This window comes from Yonghaparkia sp. Soil809 (assembly GCF_001429705.1).
Taxonomy (GTDB): Bacteria; Actinomycetota; Actinomycetes; order Actinomycetales; family Microbacteriaceae; genus Microcella.
The window spans coordinates 866,364-883,120 of record NZ_LMSV01000001.1 but is presented as its reverse complement, the minus strand read 5'-3'; the positions used below and the strand labels follow the sequence as shown (position 1 = coordinate 883,120).

The following is a 16,757-nucleotide window of genomic DNA, read 5'->3' as shown; positions in this document are numbered from 1 at the left end:
GTTCCCTTGGCTACCGTCGGGGAATGCGCGTCCGTCTGACCTCCGATACCGCCTCCGGCGGCCCGGGGCCGCGCGCGATGCTCGTCGAGCGGCTCGCCCCGCGGACGGTGCCCGACGCCCTCGTCACGGCGCGCGACCTGGGGGTGCTCGAGCTCGGCGCGCTCGAGCGCTTGGCTGCGCGCGAGCCCGCCGCCGACGCGCTGCTCGACCGGTGGGAGGCGCTCGCGACGCTCGGGGCCGTCGACCTCGGCGCGGCGCGGGTCGTTGAGCCGCACCTCGATGCGCTGAGCATCCTCGCCGAGGCCAAGGCGACCGCGACCGCCGATGCGGGGTCCCTCGACCGCGACCCCGCCGCCGTCTGGGGCGTCTTCGCGGCGGAGGGCGGCGACGAGCCCCTGCGCGCGCGGCCGACCGCGCACGGCTGGAGGCTCGACGGGGTGAAGCCGTGGTGCTCGCTCGCGGGCATCCTCGATCGCGCCCTTGTGACCGCCCACCTCGACGACGCGGGCACCCGGCGCCTCTTCGCCGTCGACCTGCGCGCCCCCGGCGTCGCGGTCGCCGAGGGAGCCTGGGCGGCACGCGGGCTGAGCGAGATCCCGAGCGGGCCGGTGCGCTTCGCCGACGTCGCGGCCGAGCCCGTCGGCGCCGACGGCTGGTACCTGCAGCGGCCCGGCTTCGCGATCGGCGGCACGGGCGTCGCCGCGTGCTGGTTCGGCGGCGCGGTCGGTCTCGCCCGCTCCCTGCATTCGGCACTTGCCGCCCGCGCGGACGCTCACGGTCTTGCGCATCTCGGCGCGATCGACGAGCAGCTCGAGGCCGCCCGCCTCGTCCTCGCCGACGCGGCCCGCCGCGCCCCTGGAGCCGATCGCGCGACGGCGCGGATCCTCGCCAAGCGCGTGCGCGCGACCATCGCCCGCACGTGCGACGACGTGCTCGCCCGCACCGCCCGCGCGCTCGGCCCCGCCCCGCTCGCCCTCGACGCCGAGCACGCCAAGCGCGTCGCCGACCTCCAGCTCTACGTGCGCCAGCACCACGCCGAGCGCGACCTCGCCTCCCTCGGCGAGGCGCTGACCGCGAGCGAGGCGCCGTGGTGACGTTCGATGCGGCGGCCCCCGGCACGAGCGCGGCCGTGTGGGCGGCGGATGCCCGGACCCACGATCGTCCGCCCCTCGACCTCGACGGCGCGACCGCCCTCGTCGTCATCGCCGCGCACCCCGACGACGAGACGCTCGGCGCCGGCGGGCTCATCGCTACGTGCGCGGAGCGCGGCCTGCCCGTGACGGTCGTCGTCGTGACCGACGGCGCCGGGTCGCACCCCGACGACCCGCGCATCGGGCGCCGCCGGGCGGGGGAGCTGCTCGTCGCCCTCGACCTGCTCGGGGTGACGACGGCGCCCGTGCTGCTGGGGTTCCCGGACGGGGGGACGCGCGAGCACCGCGAGGGGATCGCGGCGGCGCTCGCCGCGGTGCTCGAAGCGGTCGTCAGAGAGGAGCCCGACGGCACGACGGCCGGCGCGCCCGGCCGCATCCTCGTCGCCGCGCCCTGGACGGGCGACGGCCACCGCGACCACCGCGTCGTCGGCGAGATCGTGCGCGAGCTCGTCGCGCGCGACGCCGCCTGGCTGACGCTGCTCGCCTACCCGATCTGGATGCGCCACTGGGCCGACCCCGACCACGCCGCGGTGCCGTGGGAGTCGATGCGCGCGCTGGCGATCGACGCGCGCCGCAAGTCGGCCGCGATCGACGCGCACTCCTCGCAGCACGCGGGGGAGGAGCCGATGCTGCACGCGCGGTTCCTCGAGAACTTCCGAGGGGGCATCGAGCTGTTCGTGGTGGAGGAGGCCGCGCCCGCCGCCGCACCGCCCGCGGCCCCGCTCGGCGCCGACTACTTCGAGGCCCTCTACGCGCGCCGCGACGACCCGTGGCGGCTCGCCTCTCGCTGGTACGAGCAGCGCAAGCGCGACGCGACGATGGCCGCCCTGCCCGCCGAGCGGTACTCGTCGGCGCTCGAGCTCGGCTGCTCGATCGGGCTGCTCACCGAGCGCCTCGCCGAGCGATGCGACGCGCTGCTCGCGGTCGACATCGCCGAGGAGGCGGTCGCTCTCGCACGACGGCGCCTGGCCGAGAGCCCGTCGTCCGCGGCGGAGTCCGCCGCCGTCCGCATCGAGCAGCATGACGCCCTCCGCGCCCTGCCGAAGGGGACCTTCGACCTCATCGTGCTCTCCGAGGTCGGCTACTACGCCGATCTCGACGCCCTCGATCGACTCGTGCCCGCGATCGAGGCCGCCCTGCACCCGACCGGAGCGCTCGTCGCCTGCCACTGGCGGCATCCCGTCGCCGACTACCCGCTGCGGGGCGACGACGTGCACGCGCGCCTCGCACGGTCGTCGCTCGAGCGAACGGTCAGTCACGTCGAACGCGACTTCGTGCTCGAGGTGTACGCGCGCGACGGCCGCTCGGTCGCCGAGCGCGAGGGGCTCGCATGAGCATCGGCGTCGTCATCCCGGCCCGCGACGAGGAGGATCTCATCGGCGACTGCCTCGCCTCGATCGCGCGGGCTTCCGCGCTCGTGACGGTTCCCGTCGTGGTCGTCGTCGTGGCAGACGGATGCTCGGACTCGACCACCGACGTCGCGCGCGGGTTCGCCGGGGTCGAGGTCGTCGAGCTCGCGCCCGTCGGCGTCGGCCTCGCGCGAGCGCGGGGTGTCTCGGCCGTGCTCGACCGTGGCGCCCAGTGGATCTCCTGCACCGACGCCGACTCGACCGTGCCCGAGAACTGGCTCGCCGAGCAGTGGCGGCTGCACCGCGAGGGTCGCGCGCTCATGATCGGCACCGTGCGACCGCGCTTCGCGGAGCTCTCGCCCGCGCACGTCGCCCACTGGACGGCGACGCACCGCCGGGGCTTCCCGAACGGGCACGTGCACGGTGCGAACCTCGGGGTCTCGGCGGCCGCGTACCGCGCGGCGGGCGGCTTCGCCGGGCTCGACGAGCACGAGGACGTCGACCTCGTCGCCCGGCTGCGCGCTCTCGGCGTCGACGAGGTCGCGAGCGACGCGTGCGAGGTCGAGACCTCCGCGCGGTTCGACGGCCGCACCGCCGGCGGCTACGCGGGGCACCTGCGGCGCGTCGAGGCCGAGCTCGCCGGCTGACCGGGGGTATCCGGGCCGTGCGGCACGCGGCGCCGCGCGTGCTCCGCGCGCACGAGCGCCGGGCGCGGGGGCGACGGGAGACCCGTCAGAGCCCTACGGTGGAGGCATGACCCCGACGACGCGACGATGCGGCCGCGCGAGCACCGTGAGCGCGCGATGACGCGATTCTCGCTCCCGCCCGGCGGCGTCGTGCTCGGCGTCGCCTCCCTGGTGCTCAAGGAGGGCGCGACGATCGACGGGGCGCTCGAGGTCGTCCGCGCGGCCGTGGACGCGGGCGTGCGGGCGATCGACACCGCACGCGCCTATGCCACGGTCGACGACGATGCCGCGGGAGAGCGCATCGCGCAGGCGGCGCGCGCGCAGGCCCCGGGCATCCCCATCATCACGAAGGCCGGCCACTTCCGCGTCGCGCGGGCGGCGTGGGATGTCGACGGGTCGCCCGAGCGCGTCCGGGCCGACGCGCTGCGCAGCCGCGAGGTGCTCGGCGCCCCGCCGTCCCTGCTGCTGCTGCACCGCGCCGACCGCGTCGACGACATCGACGCGTCGGTGCGCGAGCTGGCCGCCCTGCGCGAGGAGGGGGTGGTCGAGGCGATCGGCCTCTCGAACGCCTCGGTCGAGCTGCTCGACCGCGCCCGGGCGATCGCCGAGATCGACGCGGTGGAGAACCGCTTCGGCTTCGGCGTCGACCCGGCGACCGAGTACCGCTACTGCGTCGAGGCGGGCATCCCCTTCCTCGCCTACGCGCCGTTCGGCGGGCCCAAGGCCGAGCCGCTCGCGACCCGCGTGCCCCGCGTCGCCGCCGCCGCGACGGCGCACGGCACCTCGGTGCATCGTGCGGCGCTCGCCGCGATGCTCGACGCCATGCCCGGAGCGTGGCCCGTCATCGGCTCGACCCGCGTGGAGTCGGTGCTCGACTCGATCGCCGCGTCGGCGCTCGCGGTCGACGACGACCTGCGCCGCGCGTTCGCGGAGGACCTGCGCTCGCGCGGGGTCGGGCTCTAGCCGCGCGGGACGAGCCGCTGAAGCTGGGTCACGTGGCCCGGCTCGAGCTCGTCGAGGGAACTGACCCCGAGCAGCCGCATCGTGCGGGCCACCTGGTCGCCGAGGATCTGGATGGCGCGGTCGACGCCCTCGCGCCCGCCGGCCATGAGGCCGTACAGGTAGGCGCGGCCGATGAGGGTGAACCGCGCCCCGAGCGCGATCGACGCGACGATGTCGGCACCGGACATGATGCCCGTGTCGAGGTGCACCTCGGTGTCGCGGCCGACCTCGCGCACGACCTCGGGCAGCAGGTGGAACGGGATCGGCGCGCGGTCGAGCTGGCGGCCGCCGTGGTTCGAGAGGGTGATGCCGTCGACGCCGAGGTCGGCGAGGCGCTTGGCGTCGGCGACCGTCTGCACGCCCTTGACGACGAGCTTGCCGGGCCACTGCTCCTTGATCCACGCCAGGTCCTCGTAGGTGACGGTGGGGTCGAACATGAAGTCGAGCAGCTCGGCGACCGTGCCGTCCCAGCTCGACAGGCTCGCGAACGCGAGCGGCTCGGTGGTCAGGAAGTCCCACCACCACCACGGGCGGGGGATCGCGTTGGCGATCGTGCCGACCGTGAGCGCGGGCGGGATCGAAAACCCGTTGCGCTTGTCGCGCAGGCGCGCTCCGGCGACGGGCACGTCGACCGTCACGAGCAGCGTGTCGAAGCCCGCGGCGGCGGCGCGCTCGACGAGCTCCATCGACTTCTCGCGGTCCTTCCACATGTAGAGCTGGAACCAGTTGCGACCGTTCGGCGCGGCATCCCGCACGCCCTCGATGCTCGTCGTGCCCATCGTCGACAGAGCGAACGGGATGCCCGCGGCGGCCGCCGCCGTCGCCCCCGCGATCTCGCCCTCGGTGTGCATCATCCGGGTGAAGCCGGTCGGCGCGATGCCGAAGGGCAGCTCGACGCTCTGGCCGAGGACCTCCCATCCGGTGTCGACGCGGCTGACGTCGCGCAGGATCGCGGGGTTGAACTGGATGTCCTCGAACGCCTGGCGTGCGCGTCCGAGCGAGATCTCGCCTTCGGCCGCGCCTTCGGTGTAGTCGAACGGCGCCTTGGGGGTGCGGCGCTGCGCGATGGCGCGCAAGTCGTGGATCGTGAGTGCGCTCTGCAGGCGCCGCTTCTTGCCGTCGAGCTCGGGGGTCTTGAACTTCATGAGCGGGGCGAGCTCGCTCGGGCGGGGGAAGCGGCGTTTCACCATCGTCAGTCTCTCTCGTGGGTCGGTTCGTCGTTCGGAGCGCTGCGCGTCGCGTCGTAGCGGGCGAGCAGGCGGTCGCGGGCACCCTCAATGTGGGCGCGGGTGAGCCTGCCCGCGGCCTCGGGGTCGCCGGCGGCGACGGCATCGAGGATGCGCTGGTGCTGCTCGACGACGTCGGCGAGCGCGAGGAGGCGGTGCGCTTGCACCTGGCCCGTGCACAACTCGATCTCGCCCATCAGCAGAGCATGCATGCGTGCGAGTCGGGGAGACGGCTGCGCCTCGACGAGCGCGCGATGGAAGGCGATGTCGGCTCGGGCCAGCGGGGCCGTGGCGTCGCGATCGGAGGCCGACCCGGCGGGCGCGTGCGCCGCCCTGGCGGCATCGGCGAGCATCCGCTGCGCTGCGAGCGCCTCCGACGGCACGATGCCGCGAGTGGCGAGGGCGCGCAACGCCGCCTCCTCGACGATCGCGCGGTTCGCGTACAGGTCGACGATGTCGTCGCGCGACAGTTGCGGCACTCGCGCGGTCTTGTGCGCCGTGCGCCGCAGCAGCCCTTCGGCGACGAGTCGCTCCAGCGCGACCTTCGCCGTCGGGCGGGCGACCCCGAAGCGGTCAGCGACGGCCTGTTCGGTGACGGCGGCTCCCGGGGCCTCACGCTGAGTGAGAATCCGCTCCCGAAGGGCCTCGTATACGGCCTCGGGGACCGACGTGACGGCCAGGGCGTCGATGCTCACGGGGGAGAAGCTATCAGATTGTCATACAAGTACACGCACCTTCGCGAGAGCGTGCTCGTCTCTGCGGGGACCAGGCACCAGGGATGCGGACTATCCGACGGCCACGGGTGCCGACCCGCAACCGCACGACTCTCGTCGTGCCAACGAGGGCGCCTCCAGCGCTCCGTCGAATACCCCACCGGAGAGAGCGGCGAGGAGCCGATGTCCTGCGGTTCGGCCGAGGTCACGGGGGTGAATCGAGACGGAGGAGAGACTCGGGGTGGTGATCGACGCGAGCTCCACGTCGTCGATGCTGACGACCCGGAGCTCGCTCGGCGAGATCGAGAACTCGTTCAAGGCTCTGAGGACACCGATGGCGATGATGTCGTTGTGCACGATGAGGGCATCCGGCAGCGGCTCGGCCGAGCCGAGCAGCCGGTGAGCGAGTTCTCGCGCCGCGATGGCGCTCGATGGCGATGGGGCGGACCAGGCCTCCATCACGCGCACATCCTCCGCCGCGCACAGCCGGCTGAATGACTCCATGCGCTGTATGCGCGGACCAGCATCACCGATTCCGCCGAAGTACCCCAGGGACTGAGCCCCGTGCTCCACGACGAGATGCTCGAACGCGATTCCGACGATTTCGGCATCGAGGACGTGGACGATGGGCAGATCCGACTCGGGTACGGCTCGGTTGAGGAGGACGACGGGTATGCGCGCTGCCCGCAGGCGCTCGAGCTCGACGGCCGTGGTTCCCAACGCTGGCAGCAGCAGAACGCCCGCGACCTGCTCCTCGACCAGCTGGCGGAGCACATGCCGCTGCATCGTGAGGTCATCGAAGGTGTTCGACAGGAGGACGATCATGCTTCGGTCTTCGAGCCCCATCTGCATTCCGATCGCCGCTTCAGCGACGACGGGGTTCGTGATGTCGGGGACGACCAGCCCGATGACGTTCCGCTGCTGGGTTCGGAGACGAACGGCATTGCGGTTAGGGATGTACCCGAGTCGTGCGGCCTCGGCCTGGACGCGGAGCCGCGTCTCCTCGGCGATCTTGCTCGCGTCGCGGAGCGCGAGGGAGACCGTGGCGCGCGACAGGCCCAGCGCGTCCGCGACCGTCTGCATCGTCACGGGGCCTTCTTGATCCACTCCACGATTCTCCCCGTGCAACGTAATTGAAACGTTACATCTGAGAGGCGGCGTGTCGACGATCCGTCTTGCGCGACCGATAAGCGCGAGGTAAGTTGGCGTTTCAATCGATTGAAACGTATCAATCGATTTACACTGGCCCTGTTATCCGGTCAGGGTCCCTGCCAAGACAAGGAAGTCACATGCATCAGACCCATTCGCGCCGCAGCATGACGCGCCCACGTCACCTGCCTGCCGCCCTTGCAGCGACGGCAGCACTCTCGCTCCTCGCAGGATGCACTGCGGCGGCGCCCGCCAGCGGGCCGGACGAACCGTCCAGCGAGCCGACGCAAGGTGGGTCAATCAACATCGTGCAGAGCTCGGACATCCAGCTCAACGGCTGGTTCGGGCAGACTCAGCCAAATCTGGGCATCCAGCGCCTGCTCTTCAATTCGCTCATCCAGATGGACGTGGCGACTGGCGAGCCGCAGCCCTCCCTGGCGGAGTCGTGGGAGCTCACCGACGCCGACACCGTCATCAGCTTCGTGCTGAGGGATGACGTCTCCTTCCATGACGGAACGCCGATGACGAGCGCCGACGTGATCGCGAGCATCGAAACCCTGCGCACCGAGGGCATCCCGTCGCAGGTGAAGTCCGTCGCCAACCTCGTGACGGAGATGGACCCCGTCTCCGACACCGAGCTCACCATCACGCTCGAGTACGCGGTGACGAACCTCTTCGACCTCTTCGAGATGATGCCGATCATCGATGACGCGACCGTGGACCAGCTGCTGCTCGGTGAGAACTTCAACGGCACCGGGCCCTTCCTGGTCGACGACTACACCCCCGGTCAGCGAGTGGACATGGTTCGCTTCGACGACTACTGGGGCGACGTGGCCTATCTCGACAGCGTGACCGTCACGGCCGTCCGCGACTCGCAGGCGATGCTCACGGCGCTGCGGTCTGGTCAGGCGCAGGTTGCCGTCGACCTCGCGCCGCTCGACGCGACGGCCATCCGCGATGATCCTGCTTTCGAGGTCTTCAACGCTCCGGCCGCCGACGCGGGGTACTACGTCGCGTCGAATGTGAACGTCCCGCTCCTGAGCTCCAAGGAGGTCCGCCAGGCGATCGCGACCGCGATCGACCGAGAGCGAATCCTCGACCAGGTGCTTGGCGGCAACGGCATCGTGAGCTCGATCCCGTGGACGCCATCCTCCGCGGCCTTCGACGAGTCCCTGCAGAACTTCTACAGCTACGACGTGGACGCGGCGACCGCGGCACTCGAGGAGGCCGGCGCTGCAGGTGAGCCCGTCAAGGTCTTCTACGACGCCAACAGCGGCATCATGACGGGCATCGCCCAGGTGGTCATCTTCGATCTCGAACAGGCCGGACTGCAGCCGCAGGCGGAACCGCTCCAGACTGCGGACTTCCTGACGCGCCTGCGCAATGGCGAACTGGACGGGCTCTTCATCAATGTCCACGGCTTCGGTCAGCTCTCGCCAGCGACACTCGTCACGGGCGCCTTCCCCTTCAACGCCAACGGCAACGCCTCGCAGTTCGACAACCAGACCTATAAGGATCTGGCGAACGCGGTGCGGGTCGAGACCGATGAAGCGGCCGCCGCGGAGAACATCGCGGCGCTGAATGAGTTCTTCCTCGACGAGCAGTTCGTCTCCGACCTGATCAGCAGCTACCACACGTACGCGATCTCATCGTCGATCAACGGGTTCGAAGCGACGATTCTCGACTACCCGATCCTGGATCGCGTGTATCTCGACTAGGACCGGTTGGCAGGAGAACGGTGGGGTCGGCTCGATCGAGCCGACCCCACCGGATCGAAAGGAATGAATCAGTGTTGATCTTCACCGCGAAGAGGGTGCTGTCGGGCCTGATCGTGCTGCTCGTCGCGTCCGTGGTGATCTTCTTCATCCTGAGGCTCGCGCCGGGCGACCCGGCAGCCGCGCTTGCGGGCGCCGATGCCGACCAGGCGACGATCGATGCGATCCGCACGCGACTGGGTCTCGACCTGCCCCTCTGGCAGCAGTACGCCTCGTGGCTCGGCGGGATTCTGACGGGCAATCTCGGAGACAGCTTCATTCTGAGCGCACCGATCGCCGAACTCATCGGCGACAGCCTGCCGAACACCGTCTTCCTCGCCGGCGGCGCTCTGCTCCTCGCTCTGGTCGGTGGCGCTGTCGTGGGGATCGTCCTCGGCGTCAGTCGTCGGCGCGCGGTCAACAGCGTCTTCACGGCAGCGAATTCAGTGGCGTTCGCTGTTCCTCCGTACGTCACGGGCGTCTTCCTCACCCTTGTCTTCTCGATCTATCTGGGCGTGCTTCCCTCGGGCGGTGTCGGTCCCGGGCTCGGCGACCCAGTCGGCGCCATTCCGTATCTCCTGCTCCCCGCCGTCACGCTGGCGCTTCCAACCGGAGCCACCATCGCCCGGTTCCTGGCCGCATCGATGCGACGCCAGAGGGAGGAGGACTTCGTGCAGGCTGGGATCGCGAAGGGGCTCACCACGACGACGCTCTTCGCCCGTCACGTCATTCCCAACTCCCTGCCGCCGGTCCTCACCGTCCTCGGCATCCAGATCGGGCAGCTTCTGGCCGGCGCGATCATCGTGGAGGTCGTCTTCGCCTGGCCCGGGGTCGGCCAACTGATTTTGCAGTCCGTCATCACCCGTGACTACCTCCTGACCCAAGTGCTGCTGCTTCTCGCCGTGGCCGTATTCGTCGTCATGCAAACGCTGACCGACCTGGCCGACGCGGCTCTCGATCCGCGCGTTCGAATGGGAATCCGATGACCGCCATTCCCGAGCTCTCCCCAGCACGATCCCGACGACTCCCGTCCGCGCTGCGAGGGACCTTGGCTGACCCTGGGGTGTTCATCGCGACGGTGATCGTCATCATCTTCGTGTCGGTCGGACTTCTCGCGCCCTTCCTGCCCTTGCAGTCGCCCTATCTCCAGGGCGGTCAGGCATTCGCGCCTCCCAGCGCCGAGCACTGGCTCGGCACCGATGAGTTCGGACGCGATCTGTTCAGTCGTGTGCTGTTCGGCATACGCCAGGACGCGCTCGTGGGTGTGATCGCGGTGCCGATAGGCGCACTCATGGGCATCCTGCTCGGTCTCGCCAGCGGTCTGAACCGAATCCTCGATGCCGTGCTGCAGCGGATCCTGGATGTCTCGCTCGCCTTCTCGAGCCTTGTGATGGGAATCGTGGTGGCCGCGATCGTCGGCGCCGGTATCGAGGCGGTCCTAATCACGGTGGCCTTGGTCAACGTCCCTCTGTTCGGGCGCCTGACGCGGAGCGCGGTTCGCTCGCAGCAGGTTCGCGACTACGTCACTGCAGCTCGGGTCACCGGGGCGGGGCCGATCCGAGTGCTCGTCCGGCACGTGCTACCGAACGCCGTCGACGCGCTCATCGTGCAGGCTGCCCTGAGCCTGTCGATCGCTGTGTTCATCGAGGGCGCGATGAGCTTCGTCGGCATCGGCGTCAGGCCGCCCGAGCCGTCGCTCGGATCACTCCTCCGCAGCAGCAGCAGCTTCCTGGCGATCGCACCGCTCTATGCGATCGCGCCCATGGTCATCCTGACTGCTCTGGTTCTCTGCTTCAACGTCATCGGCGATGGTCTCAACCGCCGCCTCCTTCGCCGGTAGCACCGGCCCGAACCTAGGCGCCTTCATGATCCCGCTGCTCTCCGTTCGAGACCTCGTCACCACGTTCCACACTTCCGATGGCCCTGTTCAGGCGGTGAGAGGAGTCTCATTCGATCTGTCTGCGGGCGAGACACTCGCCATCGTGGGCGAGTCCGGGTCGGGCAAGTCGGTCACAGCGACCTCACTCATGAATATGGTGCGTGCGCCCGGCCGCATCGAGAGCGGGTCGATCACGTTCAAGGGGGTCGATGTTCTCGCGAAGTCGCGAGACGAGCTCCGCCAGATGCGGGGGGCCGCGATGAGCATGATCTTCCAGGACCCTGTGGCAGCCCTCGACCCCCTGATGCGTATTCGGGATCAGCTGGGCGAGGCGATCAGAGCCCATAGCGCGATCTCCGCGTCGGCGGCCAACGCGCGGGCGATCGAGCTCATGCATCAGGTCGGAATCCCCGATCCGGAGGCACGGCTGCGTGACTATCCGCTCGCCTTCAGCGGGGGGATGTCGCAGCGGGTCATGATCGCCATGGCACTGGCCAATGATCCCGAGGTCATCATCGCCGACGAGCCCACCACCGCACTCGACGTGACGGTCCAGGCCCAGATCTTGGACGTTCTCGACACACTCAACCGCGACCGCGGCACCGCTGTCATCCTGATCACCCACAACCTCGGTGTCGTCGCCCAGCTCTGCCAGCGCGTCGCGGTGATGTACGGCGGAAAGATCGTCGAGACCGGGCCGACCGCCGAGGTGTTCGCGAACCCTCAGCACCCGTACACGCGCGACCTGCTGGCCGCGACGCCCAAGCTCTCGCAGCCGCGCGACGTGCCCCTCGTCGCGATCTCGGGTCGCCCGCCGACGATGCGCGAGCCCATCATCGGATGCTCGTACGCTCCGCGCGATCCCCTCGCTGTTGCTCGATGCTTCGTTGATGCACCCGCTCTGGAACCCGGCGAAGGAGCGCGGCGCCACGCCTGCTGGGTGAGCGACGGCACGACGCCGCTGCCATTGCGCCCCGAGCTGGCACTCGAGATCGAACAGGCGCCGAGAGCCGCAGCGGCCCGTGGCGCTGTGCTTCTGCAGGTTGCGGATCTCACGAAGCAGTTCGACGGCCCGCGCACGCGCGCGTTCGGGCGTAGGCAGCAGGTTCGAGCCGTCGACGGAGTGACGTTCGACGTGCATCAGGGCGAGACGCTCGGCCTCGTGGGCGAGTCAGGGTGCGGGAAGTCCACGATCGCCAAGCTCGTGCTCGGGGTCGAGTCGCCCACCGGCGGATCCATCCGATACGCCGGCCAGGATTCGACCGTGCTCAGCGCCGCCGCACGGCGCCGGTACAACCGCAACGTGCAGATCGTCTTCCAGAATCCGATGTCGGCTCTGAACCCGCGACGAACCGTGGGGAGCATGCTGTCCGAGCCGCTGGCGCTTCAAGGGATGCGCGGCCAGGAGTTGCGCGACCGCAGAGACGCTCTGCTCGAACTCGTCGGCATGGATGCGTCGATCGCCAATCGGTTCCCGCACGAGTTCTCGGGCGGGCAGCGCCAGCGTCTCGTCATCGCGCGCGCCTTGGCGGTCGACCCGCAGCTCATCGTCTGCGATGAGGCAGTCGCAGCTCTTGACGTGTCGCTACAGGCGCAGATCATCAACCTGCTGAAGGAGCTGCAGACCAGGCTCGGGCTGTCCTACTTGTTCATCGGACACGATCTCGCCACCGTCCGTCACATCGCCGACCGGATCATGGTCATGTATCTCGGTCAGATCGTCGAGCAGGGCACTGCCGAGCAGGTGACCGGCAATCCTCAGCACCCCTACACGGTGAGCCTGCTCTCCGCTGTGCCGGATCCGGACCCGTCTGCGCTGTCGCGACAACGCGTGATCCTGCAAGGAGAAGTGCCCACACCGTTGAACCCGCCGAGCGGATGCCGATTCCACACGAGGTGCCCGATCGGCCCCACCATGCGCACCGACCGAGAGATCTGCCGCACGGAGAAGCCGACTGCCGATCCGGAGGCCGAGCATGGGGTCGCCTGCCACTTCGCCGGCGAGTTCACCCTCGTCGGCTCCGGCTCGTCTGCACCGATCTCGGCCGATGTGCCGCACGGACTCGGGCCCGTTCGCCAGACCACGAGGAAGACGCTCCAGTGACTCCATCCAATGTTCTGCTCATCATGTGCGATCAGTTGCGCGCAGACGCTATCGGCGCCTACGGCGGCACCATCGTTCCCACTCCGAACATGGATCGGCTCGCTCGGGAAGGGGCCCGATACACGTCGGCCTACACGGCGTCTCCCGTGTGCGTGCCGTCACGCGCATCCCTGATCACCGGCAACGAGCCGCAGACCAATGCGTGCTACGAGAACGAGATGCCGATGCCCGACACCTCGACGGTCATGGATCTGCTCACCGACGCCGGGTACGTCACTCACGGGGTGGGGAAGATGCACTTCACGCCCGACGGCCAGGAACTTCGAGGCTTTGTCTCACGCGATACGGGCGAGGAATTCGGAACCGTCGACGATGACGACTATCTCGCGTATCTAGAGGAGGTCGGGTTCGGTTACGTCGAGCATCCTCACGGACTCCGAGACGAGATGTACTACATCCCGCAGTTGTCTCCGGTTCCGGAGGAGCATCACTTTTCGCACTGGGTCGCGGACCGCTCCATTGCCTTCATCGAGGAACGCGACGACGACGCGCCGTTCTTCCTCTGGTCGAGCTTCATCGCGCCGCACCCGCCATTCGCTCCGCCGGCGCCATGGCACCGCCGTCTCGCCCCCTCTTTGCTCCCCGAGCCGTTCGAGCCGCAGGGCGGGGAAGCCCTCATGACGGTGTACAACCGCCTCCAGGAGCGCTACAAGTATCGCGATGGCGGACGCGATCGCCGGCTCCTGCAACTGATCCGTGCGTACTACTACGCGTCGGTGGCGCACGTCGATGCGCAGATCGGCCGTATCCTCACGGAGCTCGACGACCGCGGCCTCGCCGAGAGCACCCTCGTGATCCTGACCGCGGACCACGGCGAGTTCCTGGGCGACTATGGAACCTTCGGCAAGCGGAGCTTCCTCGATGCGGCCGCGCGAGTGCCGTTGCTCGTTCGCGGCCCTGGCTTCGTCGCCGGCTCGGTCGTCCAATCTCCTGTGAGCCTAATTGACGTGTACCCGACGATCGCCGCGGCCGCGGGAAAGTCGGCCGAACGCGAAGGACTGTCGCTCGCCGACCCCCTCAACGACCGCCACGTCTACGGCCAGTACCAGGCTGGGGTGATGGGCATGTACGCAGTCATCACGCCACTGTGGAAGTACATCTGGTCCGCGCCGGATCAGCGGGAAATCCTGATCGACAGGCGAAGCGGTAAGGAATCCATGAACTTGGCGTACAACGTCCGCACGCGAGCGACGCTCGAGCAGCTGCGGGCCGAGGCGTGCGAGCATTTCGCCGATCTCGCCGACGTCGATTTCGACGCCCTGTCGAGCAACGTGACCTTGCGGCTGGGCGCGCCGGCCGATGCCCGAGGGCTCGCCGCCCTGGCCTCGCTCGAGCTCGATCCCGACGCGGCGACGCTCGTGGTCCGGGAATCCTGGGACGGTGAGTGATGTCGGGTAACCCCGTCATCCCGAACCAGGGAGTGAACGACCCGCACATCCGCATCTTCGGCGACACCGCGTACCTGTACGCATCGCACGATCTGTCCCCGTCAAACGACTCGTTCGTGATGGCGGATTGGCAGGTGTGGAGCTCGCTCGACTTGGTGCACTGGCAGCATGCTTCGACACTCTCGCCCGACGATACGTACTTGCGCGGAGCGGTGGAGTTCACGTCAGCCTGGGCTACCGACGCCGCCGAGAAAGATGGTCGGTACTTCTGGTATTTCTCCGAGGGGGATGCCCGGGTCGGCGTCGTCGCCGGTCCGACGCCGGTGGGCCCCTGGTCTGACCCCCTGGGCGCTCCCCTTCTCGCGGAGGGGCTCACATCGACTCAGCACTACGACCCCGGCATCTTCAGCGAGGGCGGTCGGCGGTACATCGTGTTCGGTGCCTGGGACTACTTCATCGCCGAGCTCGGCGAGGACATGGTCTCCCTGGCCGAGCCGCCGCGTCAGCTGCGCATCCAGGATGCGCAGGGACCGTACACGTACGCGGAGGGCAGTCCTTTCGAGGGCAGGGGCACGGACGACAAGCCGTTCCTGCACCGCGAAGGCGACCTGTACTACCTGTCGTGGGGTGCCTTCTATGCGACGTCACTCGCGCTGTTCGGGCCGTACACGTATCGCGGTTGCGTGATCGACGACTCGAGCTTCCCGACCGGCCTCGACCAGCCGACGTGGCCTCTCGGGCCCGCGCAGGGTCGCCATGGCTCGTTCTTCTCCTGGCACGGGCAGACCTACTTCGCCTACTGCGACATCTCGCAAACCGGCAACCGCTACTTCCGAGACACCTTCATCAGCTACGTCCACTACCGGTCTGACGGCACGATCGCGCCGATCCGCGTCGATCTGACCGGGGTCGGCCGGTACGAGGCCCGCCGGGGTCGCATCCGCGCCGCGGAGTACTTCCGAGTGCTCGGCGCCGAAAAGCTCCAGCTCGATCGGCACACTGACGACTTCGTGGTGATGGGGTGTCACGGGACGGACGCGCGTGTGGAGTTCCCCAACATCGAGGGCCTCCTCGGGTCGACTTCCGTGGCGATCGGCGCGGCTGGCACTCCCCGGGCTTCGGCCGACGTCATCCTCTCGCGCCGTAGCGATGACGGAACGATCGCTCGGGGCGCCGTGATGCTCGATGAGGAGGGACTGGCCGAGCTCACTCTGGCGGTCGAGCCACTCGACGACCTCGAGAGCATCGTGGTCCGGTGGACTCCGGCTGGCGGGTCAGTCGGGATCGATTGGCTGCATTTCCACTGAAGCTCGGGAGCCCATGGCGCCGGACACCGCGACGGTTCTGAATCCCGTATTGGCCGTGGACGAGTCCGGAGTGTTGTGAGTGCGCGCCGAGTTGCGGTAGCGATTGCAGTACGAGTCATGGCACAGGTAGCTTCCGCCTCGCAGCACGCGGGTGTCGCCGGAAGTCGGGCCCTGCGGATCACGATCGGGGCTGTATCGGTAGTACGAAGCATCGAACCGGTCGGCGCACCACTCCCAGACGTTGCCGACCGTCTGCCATAGACCGTAGCCGTTCGGGGCGTAGGCCTTCACGGGCGCCGTCGTGATGAATCCATCGTCGGAGGTGTTCGTCACCGGGAAGTCACCTTGCCAGATGTTGGCTCGCCACCGCCCGCCCTCGTCGGGAGGCTGGTCGCCCCACGGGTATCTGGACGCGTCGAGGCCTCCGCGAGACGCGTACTCCCACTCCGCTTCCGTCGGAAGGCGTCGACCCGCCCAGACGCAGTAGGCCGTCGCATCGTTCCACGAGACATGAACTGCGGGGTGATCCTCAAGGCCCTCGATCGACGAGCCGGAACCGCCGGGGCGGCGCCACTGCGCACCTCGGACTCCGCGCCACCACGGAGACCCCGCGGCGACGCCCATGATGTCGACCTCGGGTGCTGAGAGAGCGAGGTGGAAGACCGCGGAGTATCCGAACACTTCGGCCTCGGTGCGGTAGCCCGTGGATTCGACGAAGGCGGCGAACGCGAGGTTCGTCACCGCTGTCGCGTCGATCGAGAAGGCGCTGAGCGCGACGGTGTGCACGGGCGATTCACCATCCTGAAGGTTGGCGTCACCGGAGGAGTCCCCCATCGCGAACGTGCCGGCAGGGACGATCGCTTGCTCGAGATCGTGCACGCCTCCCGAGTTCTGCTCGGGCCGGGCTCGAGGGTGCCGAGTCTCGGCCCCTCCTCCTCCCACCTCAGTGCGAGCCACTCCGCACGAGCATGTCTGCTCCATGGCGATGG

General features: G+C 69.1%; 14 protein-coding genes. 10 read left to right on the top strand and 4 right to left on the bottom strand.

Annotation, left to right across the window (positions count from 1 at the left end):
* Window positions 1-23 precede the first annotated feature (23 nt).
* From ASG83_RS04295 to ASG83_RS04280, 4 genes are all read left to right on the top strand, one after another.
* A complete protein-coding gene (locus ASG83_RS04295; protein ID WP_055857536.1) occupies window positions 24-1,094 on the top strand; it encodes a hypothetical protein in 1,071 nt (356 codons plus the stop codon).
* A complete protein-coding gene (locus tag ASG83_RS04290) occupies window positions 1,091-2,485 on the top strand; it encodes a bifunctional PIG-L family deacetylase/class I SAM-dependent methyltransferase (protein ID WP_055857535.1) in 1,395 nt (464 codons plus the stop codon). Before ASG83_RS04295 ends, ASG83_RS04290 begins: the two co-directional genes overlap by 4 nt.
* A complete protein-coding gene (locus tag ASG83_RS04285; RefSeq protein WP_055857532.1) occupies window positions 2,482-3,147 on the top strand; it encodes a glycosyltransferase family 2 protein in 666 nt (221 codons plus the stop codon). The genes ASG83_RS04290 and ASG83_RS04285 overlap by 4 nt, the downstream gene beginning before the upstream one ends.
* Window positions 3,148-3,303: 156 nt before the next feature.
* A complete protein-coding gene (locus ASG83_RS04280) occupies window positions 3,304-4,149 on the top strand; it encodes an aldo/keto reductase (RefSeq protein ID WP_055896674.1) in 846 nt (281 codons plus the stop codon).
* Here ASG83_RS04280 and ASG83_RS04275 read toward each other — a convergent pair.
* The 3 genes from ASG83_RS04275 to ASG83_RS13385 form a co-directional block, all read right to left on the bottom strand.
* Complete coding sequence (locus ASG83_RS04275) at window positions 4,146-5,378, bottom strand: alpha-hydroxy acid oxidase (protein WP_055857528.1); 1,233 nt, start codon at window positions 5,376-5,378, stop codon at window positions 4,146-4,148. The two genes, ASG83_RS04280 and ASG83_RS04275, sit on opposite strands and share 4 nt — an antisense overlap.
* A 2-nt stretch (window positions 5,379-5,380) precedes the next feature.
* On the bottom strand, window positions 5,381-6,109 hold the full coding sequence (locus tag ASG83_RS04270; protein ID WP_055857527.1) for a GntR family transcriptional regulator: 729 nt from the start codon (window positions 6,107-6,109) through the stop codon (window positions 5,381-5,383).
* A gap of 90 nt (window positions 6,110-6,199) precedes the next feature.
* Window positions 6,200-7,210, bottom strand: coding sequence for a LacI family DNA-binding transcriptional regulator (locus ASG83_RS13385; RefSeq protein ID WP_369813384.1), 1,011 nt, complete (start codon window positions 7,208-7,210; stop codon window positions 6,200-6,202).
* 374 nt (window positions 7,211-7,584) lie between these two features.
* Here ASG83_RS13385 and ASG83_RS04260 point away from each other — a divergent pair, with 374 nt between their 5' ends.
* The 6 genes from ASG83_RS04260 to ASG83_RS04235 all read left to right on the top strand — a co-directional run bounded on the left by ASG83_RS04260 (window position 7,585) and on the right by ASG83_RS04235 (window position 15,768).
* On the top strand, window positions 7,585-8,994 hold the full coding sequence (locus tag ASG83_RS04260; protein ID WP_055857523.1) for an ABC transporter substrate-binding protein: 1,410 nt from the start codon (window positions 7,585-7,587) through the stop codon (window positions 8,992-8,994).
* Window positions 8,995-9,065: 71 nt separating this feature from the next.
* Window positions 9,066-10,016: an ABC transporter permease gene (locus ASG83_RS04255; protein ID WP_055857521.1), complete on the top strand. Its 951-nt coding sequence runs from the start codon at window positions 9,066-9,068 to the stop codon at window positions 10,014-10,016.
* Window positions 10,013-10,870 carry an ABC transporter permease gene (locus tag ASG83_RS04250; protein WP_055857518.1) on the top strand — a complete coding sequence of 286 codons (858 nt, stop codon included), beginning with the start codon at window positions 10,013-10,015 and terminating at the stop codon, window positions 10,868-10,870. Before ASG83_RS04255 ends, ASG83_RS04250 begins: the two co-directional genes overlap by 4 nt.
* 25 nt (window positions 10,871-10,895) lie before the next feature.
* The gene (locus tag ASG83_RS04245; protein ID WP_082599074.1) at window positions 10,896-13,013 is read left to right on the top strand and encodes an ABC transporter ATP-binding protein; all 2,118 of its coding nucleotides are present in this window, start codon (window positions 10,896-10,898) and stop codon (window positions 13,011-13,013) included.
* Window positions 13,010-14,461: a sulfatase gene (locus ASG83_RS04240; RefSeq protein ID WP_055857516.1), complete on the top strand. Its 1,452-nt coding sequence runs from the start codon at window positions 13,010-13,012 to the stop codon at window positions 14,459-14,461. The genes ASG83_RS04245 and ASG83_RS04240 overlap by 4 nt, the downstream gene beginning before the upstream one ends.
* Window positions 14,461-15,768 (top strand): family 43 glycosylhydrolase, encoded by a 1,308-nt coding sequence (locus ASG83_RS04235; protein ID WP_055857513.1) that lies wholly within the window; start codon window positions 14,461-14,463, stop codon window positions 15,766-15,768. The genes ASG83_RS04240 and ASG83_RS04235 overlap by 1 nt, the downstream gene beginning before the upstream one ends.
* On the opposite strand, the gene ASG83_RS04230 is transcribed toward ASG83_RS04235, so the two are convergent.
* On the bottom strand, window positions 15,736-16,749 hold the full coding sequence (locus ASG83_RS04230; protein ID WP_082514944.1) for a formylglycine-generating enzyme family protein: 1,014 nt from the start codon (window positions 16,747-16,749) through the stop codon (window positions 15,736-15,738). The genes ASG83_RS04235 and ASG83_RS04230 overlap by 33 nt on opposite strands.
* Window positions 16,750-16,757 lie beyond the last annotated feature (8 nt).

Coding starts and splice junctions, on each gene's coding strand:
- ASG83_RS04250 (WP_055857518.1), top strand. CDS start 10,013: ATGACCGCCATTCCCGAGCTCTCCCCAGCACGATCCCGACGACTCCCG.
- ASG83_RS04285 (WP_055857532.1), top strand. CDS start 2,482: ATGAGCATCGGCGTCGTCATCCCGGCCCGCGACGAGGAGGATCTCATC.
- ASG83_RS04295 (WP_055857536.1), top strand. CDS start 24: ATGCGCGTCCGTCTGACCTCCGATACCGCCTCCGGCGGCCCGGGGCCG.
- ASG83_RS04230 (WP_082514944.1), bottom strand. CDS start 16,749: ATGGAGCAGACATGCTCGTGCGGAGTGGCTCGCACTGAGGTGGGAGGA.
- ASG83_RS04280 (WP_055896674.1), top strand. CDS start 3,304: ATGACGCGATTCTCGCTCCCGCCCGGCGGCGTCGTGCTCGGCGTCGCC.
- ASG83_RS04235 (WP_055857513.1), top strand. CDS start 14,461: ATGTCGGGTAACCCCGTCATCCCGAACCAGGGAGTGAACGACCCGCAC.
- ASG83_RS04245 (WP_082599074.1), top strand. CDS start 10,896: ATGATCCCGCTGCTCTCCGTTCGAGACCTCGTCACCACGTTCCACACT.
- ASG83_RS13385 (WP_369813384.1), bottom strand. CDS start 7,210: ATGCAGACGGTCGCGGACGCGCTGGGCCTGTCGCGCGCCACGGTCTCC.
- ASG83_RS04275 (WP_055857528.1), bottom strand. CDS start 5,378: ATGGTGAAACGCCGCTTCCCCCGCCCGAGCGAGCTCGCCCCGCTCATG.